A 6,958-nucleotide genomic window follows, 5' to 3' on the forward strand; every position below is an offset into this window, starting at 1 on the left:
GGGGTAGCGGGGAGGTCGCAGGGGCCGGAGCCGCTGTCGGCAGCCGGGCGGCCCGGCAGGACGGAAGGTCGAGGGTCGAGGTCAGTCGAAGAGGGTGAGCGCCACTCCGTCGGCGACCTCGTCGGCGAAGACCGGGCGTTCCTCTATGCCCAGTGCGTTCAGGAGGTCCACGGTGAGCACGCGGTGCCGGCAGCCGACACGCACCGTGGGGCAGGGGAAGGCCTCCTGGGCCACCAGCCGGTAGGCCGTGCCCGGGCAGATGCCGAAGGCCCTGGCCGCCGTGCGCAGGTTGACGCTGACCGGGAGGTTGTAGATCTCGCGGAAGGTGAGGGGCGTCTCGACGCGGTGGGTCATCCGTCCCTCCGTACGCGGCGCAGGGAGACCGTGGCGACCTGGCGCCCCCGTCCCGAGAACCCGACGCTCGTGGCGGTGTCGGCCACTCCCCAGCTCTGGGCCAGGGCTCCGAGGCGTACGCCCTCGACACGATGAGCGGGAACGGTGATCCGCACCGCGGCCGAGAGCCCGGGACGGCGCAGGACCGGTTCGTATTCCGCCTGCCAGGAGTCCGCCGCGTCCGGTCCGAAGGCGGTGGCACCAGCCCGCTCCACGTCGTCCACCGGCCTTTCACGGTGCGCGTCCCGCCATCGGCCGTACGCGCGTGAACAGGCGGAACGCAGCACGCTCCGGCCCGGGTCGGGGTCGTCCGACGTGAGTGCGGCCAGCGCTTCGAGGTAGCAGGTGACCAGTTCGGCCTCGACGTCGCCCCGCTCGGCGCGGAAGCGCCAGGTGATCTTGCAGGCGGTGCGGCGGAGCCCCGGAAGCCCCAGCCACACGACGGCCTCCGGCCAGTCGGGTCCGACGGCCGCGTCGGGCTGTGCGCGCTCCGCGATCTGGTGCCACAGGCTCGCACGCGCCTCGGGCAGGGCGGAGCGGTCATAGAGCAGTTGGCGTGACCGTACCAGAGTGCACGGCGCGGCGGTCCGTTCCGGCCCGTCTTGGAGGCGTAGCGGGGGAGCCGGCTCGCTGCCGGCGCAGCGACGCTCGACTGCGGCGAAGATGCCGGGGTGCGGGGGAAGTGACATCGGTCCTCCTGGTCAATCGGACTGTGGGGCAGGTGATTCGTCGCGCCATGCCGCCAGCGCCCGGGCCGCCGGCTCCTTGCCGGGCATCGCGTCCGGGCCCCTTCCGACGGCCAGGAGCCAGCGGAGAAAGCCCGGTTGGCGGGCCGCCACCAGGCCGTCGAAGAGTGCGGTCAGCGCCTGGGCACGCCGCTCCGCGCAGGCCGCCCCGGCACACCAGTCGAGGAGCGCGTCGCGCATGGCGGCGAAGGTGGACGACTCGTTCAGGGCATGTGCCGTCAGCTGCACCGTGCTGGACGCCAACTCCGCGTCAACGAGGATCTGTTCGCTCCACCAGGCGGGGTCCGTGTTCACCATCGGAGGGAAGCAGAGTGCCGTCAGCAGGCCGGGAACGCCCTCGGACCCCGTCCAGTCACGCATCCGGCGCAGGACGGTCGTCCTGGCGCCGGTGTCCCCGGCTTCGAAACGCCGTACCAGCGTCTCCGCGACGGCGAGGACGGACGGAGGGTCCGTGTCGTGGTCCACGGTCGCCATGAGCTGTCGCAGCAAGCACAGCGCTTGCCCTTCCGGGACCCGGCCGCGGTCCGGGTGGCAGGCGTGGACCACCGCCTCGCGCAGCGGCGCCTCGGCCGTGGCGCTCCACCGTTCGAGCAGGTCGGCCGCTGCCGGTCCCGCCGCCCGGTCCGAAACAGCCGTCGCCAGGCACCATCCCGCCACCTGAGGAGCCAGGTGTGACGGAGTCAGCGCGAGGTCACGCAGGTATTCCATGGACCGGCCACCGGTCGCCACCGCCATGGCGGCGACCGCCCGCCCGGCCCGTTCGACCTGCTCGGCCTCGGGTCCGGGACCTGTGAGCCACGCGTGCAGCAGGGGTACGAGATCCGTGTGGTCACGGCACAGTACGTCCCACACGGCCTCGCTCACGCCGGGCCAGAAGAAGGACACCGCCTCCGTGGTCCCGTCCCCGGGGCACGGCACACGGTGCGCCCCGAGGAGCCGCAAGGTCTCGGACCACGGCCGCTGGCGGCTGCCGGCCGCCGAGTGGCCGTGCGCCCCCCGGACATGGGGTTCCTGCTCCGGCTTCGGATTCATCAGTGCGAGCAGATCCCCGGCGCGTTCCGTCACCACGCCGTGGTGGAGGCCTCCGTAGACGGTGACGGCGAGCAGGTCGGCGCGGAGAGCGGGGTCCGCCTGGGCCCGGGCGACGACTTCGGCGCCCTCGGCCCGGGCCACATGGCGCACCACCTCAGCGCCGGTCGCTCCGCCGGCGACACCGAGCCGGAGCACGGCCTCCGCAGCCTGTGCCGCGTAGCGGGGCGGGAGGCCTTCGGGCAGCAACTCGTCGATCTGGCCCGGCTCCAGGGCCCGCAGCCATCCGGTGCACGCCTCGTCGGACGAGCCGTCGGCGAGGTGGGCTCTGAAGACCTTCCGTGCATCCGGTGGGTGGTGGCGCACCACCGGTATGCCCCAGTGGTCCGCCAAGGCGCCAGCCGGCCCCGGGACATCCGCCAGCACGATGATCAGACGCGCCCCGGTCTCCGCCAGGGGTGTCTCCAGGCGGGACAGGTCCCATGCCCGGAGCGCGAACGGGTCCGGGGGCTCGATCACCAGGTATCCGTGCACCCCCTGTGCCCGCGGGCCCCACCGCGAAAAGTTGACGGCGCCGTCCACCTGGACGAGCACAGGCTCCTCGCTGCCGTGTGCCAGCAGGTTGAGAGCGTGTGTCTCACGTCCTGTCCCCGGCTCTCCGACGAGCACGACGATGCCGGAGTCGAGCGCGGCGAGCGCGTCCTCGAAGCGGGGCGGCGGCACAAAGCGCCTTCTCGCCGTCTCCAGGTGCTTGGCCCGTACGGGCCCCTGCCGCATCGGCCCCGCGCCGGCGACTCCCTCGGCCGGAGGGGAGGCGGTGTGCCGCTGGCCGCCCGTCACCAGGCCCGTGTTGACGGTGCCGTGCGGCGCCACGACCACCATGTCCCGCCCGGCCATGGCTGCGACGAGAGCCTCCAGGTCGTCGCCCTGAGGCAGCTCAGACGTCTCCATCGGCTCCACCATCCACGGGGCAGGGCGGCTCGATGGCGGTGGCGGGCCGGCCGCCGTGGACGGTACCGGTGTTGGCGGTTCCGCGTTCGGCCCGCGGGACGGCCGGCCGAGAGGTACGCGTCTTCGGGCCGGTGTCCGGCACCGCGCTGCGTACGGCCACCGGCTCGGCGGTCCCCCGCGGTCGGGGGAAGCCGGCCGCGCCATCCGCAGGGGGATTCTCTTCTGCTCGCATGTCGCCCTTCCTTGTTCTGGACACCCGGAAAGCGCATCGGGCCTCCGTCTCTCGGACACATCGAGAATCCTGGATATCGGTCCGCGGGTCCGCTCCCGAGGCCCAGAAATCAGGTGACCGCAATCACAGAAAAATGAAAACCAGGGGACCTCGCACAAAGAAAAAGCGAGTGCGCTGCCCGAAGACAGCACACTCGCCCATGTATTCGATTGCCGAGCGCGTATCCTGAGTGTCAGATGGCCCCGCCGGGGGCGGGACGCCCGAGCGCGGAGATGCGGTCCCGCAGGATGTAGGAGATCTCCTTGCGCTCCTGATCGGTCAACGTACCCAGCAGTACGGCCAATTCCTCCTGCCAGTCGCTACGCGGAGGGTTCAGCAGGCTCTGGTGGTCGACCGACCAGTCCAGCACCTCACGCACCTGGTCAGGATGTCTGAGCAGCCAGAGCGCCGCCAGGGACACCGGCCCGGCCTGCAACGCCTGTAGGCAGAACTCGTACTCCCCGCGACGACTGGTCGTCCAGGAGTAGCGGACTCCGTCGCTCTCCTCCTGGCCGATCAGCAGTTCCTCCCCGCTTTCGCGGAGCCGCACGTCGAACACCCGGTAGCTCAGCCCCGTTTCATCCAGGCGCTGCGGCACGCCGAGGTACTGCATGATCTCCGGCGCCGCCAGCCCGTTGCCGGCCACCGCCTGCGCCTCGGCCAGGTGGTGCAGGGCGCCGGTGAGGCCGGTCCGCACGACATGCCAACCGTGCGCGGTGCCCGTCCGCACGACGCGTACGGGGTCGTGGACCCACCACGCCACCCACAGATCCACCGATTCCGTTCCGTACACGGTGGGAAGGCCGACCGCTCGCGTGTCCACGTGCTCGGCCGTGTCCACCCGGAAGACGTCGGTGTACCGACCGCCCAGGCGGGGCGGGGACGCCTCGACCGGCAGGGGCCCGTAGGCCCCGGTGTCGCCCGGATCGCCACCACGGCCGAGGAGGCGGTATTCCCCGGCCTCGTCCCTGAGCACCAGGGACCAGTCCCGGGCCGTGGACCAGCGCTGACGGAGGATTCTCCGCCAGGGCGGGCCGGCGACCCGGAAGTAGAGAAGCTCAGTCGACGCGTCGCTCATGCCGCCTCCGTCCGTGCACCGGCGCGCCACCTGCTGAGCGCGGCCCGCGCCGTGTCCAGTCCGGGCCACCCGTCCTCAGCCCTCTCGTCCATGTCGACGAACAATCGGAATTCGCCGAATTGCATGGCCCGGGCCAATGCGGCAAACAGGCTCTCCACCGCACGGAACTGCGTTTCGTCCCATCGCGCCCAGTCGGACCAGCGCAGCAATGCCGCACAGGTCGAATCGAACGAACCATCCGTGTTCAACGCACGGCGGACGATCTCCACGATCACCCCGGCTTCAGGAGCGTCGTCCGCCAGTCTCCGCACGAACCACCCCGGGGACTGGAGCAACTGGCCGAACAGCGAGAGCACCTGTTCCGTGTCACCCCTCTCCTCGTCCAGCCACTCGACGAGCCGGCCGAACACTTTCGCCTGGTTGCCCGCCTGGAAAAGGCTCAGGACCGCCACCCGCACGGCCAGCAGAACCTTGCCGTCATCGCCGCCCCGGCCCCCCTCACCGGGCCCGCTCCGCACGCCGACCAGGAGATCGTGGAGAAGCCGTAGGGCCAGATCCGGGCGCGAGAGTCCGAACTCCGCACCGCAGGTGTACGCCACCGTCGTCCTCAGGTGGACGCCGGCCGCCCTGGTCCACTGATGGAGGCGATAGCGCACCTCCGCGACGAGCACGGGGTCCTCGGCCGCGATTCCCAGCGCGTTCGCCGCGATGAGACGGCTGGTAGTGCGGTCCGACTCGGCGAGGGCCTGGATGTGTCTCAGCGCTCGCTTTCCGCCTCCCCACATCGCCGCCCTGCCCATGAACCGGCCGACCGGGCGGGTGAGTTCCGTGGACCGCTCCACTTCCCGCAGCCACTCCACCAGAAGGTCCGACAACTGCCCGTACTCGCGCCACACATGCCTGAGTACCGCTTCGGCCTGGCGGTGCCTGACGAACACCACACCCTGCACACTGTGCGCATACGAGCCCTCCGTGCTGACGGAGCGTTCCTGACGCACGGCGCGGACGGTGTGCAGCAGATCGGTCAGGGACCGCCGGAAGACGAAGTCCGGGTTGGGCCGCCCGCCCCTCTCGGCCCCTGAGGAGTCCGTCGGCGGCAGCTCGGCCGTCAGACGGCCCTCGGACAGCTTCAGCAAGCGGGTTGCCTCCTCCCTGACGACCCGGTGGTCCAGGCCCTCGTAGACGGAGGCGGCCAGCAAGAAGGCCAGGGCGTCCGGGTCGTCGCGCAACGTGCCGATGAGTTCCGGAACTTCCTGTTCGGCCCGGTAGCTCAGCCGGTCCCCCACGTCACCGAGGGCGTCCGGGTCACCGTCGGCCGCCACGATGGCCCTCACCAGCTCCACCACCTCCGCCGGCACCAGCTCAGGAACCAGCAGGTCGCTCAGCTCATGGGGCCGGTTCAGCGCGGACAGCAGCCGCTCCCGCTCCCGCTGATCCGGAACCAGTTCCTCGAAGTACCTGCCGAAGACCAGGGCGGGCAACGGTGGCACGCACCGGACGGGGCGTATGTGCAGGTCCTGTTCGAGGCGGCGCAGCAGCGCCACGTCGTCGGGCAGCATGATCACCATGTGCGCCTCGGCCGTCTTGAGCAGTGCGCGCACATGCCCCAGGACACCGGGGCCGAGAGGCCGGGATGGGAACAGGCCGTCCATCAGGTAACCGCGCACCGACGGATCGGTCGGCCGCCACCGATCCAGTTCGGTGACACTGTCCAGGGCACGCAGCAGAGCACCGTCGCCGCAGCTCTCGCGCAGGAGGTTGAGCGCCGCGGTGCGCCGGCCCGAACCCGGCCGCCCTGCCAGGAAGAGCGGCCCCTCCCGCAATTCCGCGAGAGCTCCGCCGAACCAGTCGGGTCGCGCGAACCCGAAGCGGGCGGCCCGGACTTCCGCCTCCGGGACGGGCCCCTCGCGCACCCGGCCCTCCCCGGGGTCCCGCTCTCCGTTCGCACCGTTGTTGAACACATGCTGGCCGCCGTGGACGGCACCGGAGTTGACGTTCCCCTGCGGGACGTACACGAACGAGAACGGACTCCTCGCGGCCGCGCTGATGGCGTCGACCAGCTCGGAGACGCTGGGCTCGGCCTCGGCCTCGGCCTCGGTGCGCGGCGGCCCGTCGTCGGGTGGCTGCGGCGCGGCCGGTGAAGCGTCGGGCGGCTGCCCCGGCTGCGGCTCCTCGTCCTGGGTCACTGCCGCCCCTGGTACTTGTCGCCGCGGACCTGGTCTCCCTGAAACCCGCGGACACGGCCGGCCTTGCTGCCCTCGACGTGGTCCCCGTCGACATGGTGGTTCGCCACACTCTGTCCGCCGTGGACCGTGCCGGTGTTGATGTTGCCGCTGGGCGCGCTGAGCCGCGTCCGGGCATCCGGCGTGTCGCCATGCGGCCGCCGGCGGGGGGGGGGGGCCGCCCGCGCCCAGCCGCGGGCTGCCGCGGCGGCCGCGGGGGGGGGGGCGGGGGGCGGGGGGGGGGGGGGGGGGGGGGCGCCGGGGCGGG

The 6,958-nt window shown here is 71.9% G+C and carries 5 protein-coding genes and 1 pseudogene; all 6 read right to left on the reverse strand.

The window, feature by feature from the left end; all coding sequences use genetic code 11:
- Window positions 1-81 precede the first annotated feature (81 nt).
- Window positions 82-354, reverse strand: coding sequence for a helix-turn-helix domain-containing protein (locus LCE31_RS20410; protein WP_225016181.1), 273 nt, complete (start codon window positions 352-354; stop codon window positions 82-84).
- A complete protein-coding gene (locus LCE31_RS20415) occupies window positions 351-1,082 on the reverse strand; it encodes a hypothetical protein (RefSeq protein ID WP_225016183.1) in 732 nt (243 codons plus the stop codon). The genes LCE31_RS20410 and LCE31_RS20415 overlap by 4 nt, the downstream gene beginning before the upstream one ends.
- Window positions 1,083-1,094: 12 nt before the next feature.
- On the reverse strand, window positions 1,095-3,119 hold the full coding sequence (locus LCE31_RS20420; protein ID WP_225016185.1) for a hypothetical protein: 2,025 nt from the start codon (window positions 3,117-3,119) through the stop codon (window positions 1,095-1,097).
- 464 nt (window positions 3,120-3,583) lie between these two features.
- Complete coding sequence (locus LCE31_RS20425) at window positions 3,584-4,468, reverse strand: hypothetical protein (RefSeq protein WP_225016187.1); 885 nt, start codon at window positions 4,466-4,468, stop codon at window positions 3,584-3,586.
- On the reverse strand, window positions 4,465-6,654 hold the full coding sequence (locus LCE31_RS20430) for a hypothetical protein (protein ID WP_225016189.1): 2,190 nt from the start codon (window positions 6,652-6,654) through the stop codon (window positions 4,465-4,467). The genes LCE31_RS20425 and LCE31_RS20430 overlap by 4 nt, the downstream gene beginning before the upstream one ends.
- Window positions 6,651-6,958, reverse strand: a pseudogene (locus LCE31_RS20435) (hypothetical protein); the annotation flags it as partial. The gene LCE31_RS20430 and the pseudogene LCE31_RS20435, both read right to left, overlap by 4 nt.

It is taken from the genome of Streptomyces sp. 8L, assembly GCF_020176795.1.
In the GTDB taxonomy this organism is placed as follows: domain Bacteria; phylum Actinomycetota; class Actinomycetes; order Streptomycetales; family Streptomycetaceae; genus Streptomyces.

Bases quoted from the DNA above. Each gene is read 5' to 3' on its own strand.
- LCE31_RS20420 (WP_225016185.1), bottom strand. From the start codon at position 3,119: ATGGAGACGTCTGAGCTGCCTCAGGGCGACGACCTGGAGGCTCTCGTC.
- LCE31_RS20415 (WP_225016183.1), bottom strand. From the start codon at position 1,082: ATGTCACTTCCCCCGCACCCCGGCATCTTCGCCGCAGTCGAGCGTCGC.
- LCE31_RS20425 (WP_225016187.1), bottom strand. From the start codon at position 4,468: ATGAGCGACGCGTCGACTGAGCTTCTCTACTTCCGGGTCGCCGGCCCG.
- LCE31_RS20410 (WP_225016181.1), bottom strand. From the start codon at position 354: ATGACCCACCGCGTCGAGACGCCCCTCACCTTCCGCGAGATCTACAAC.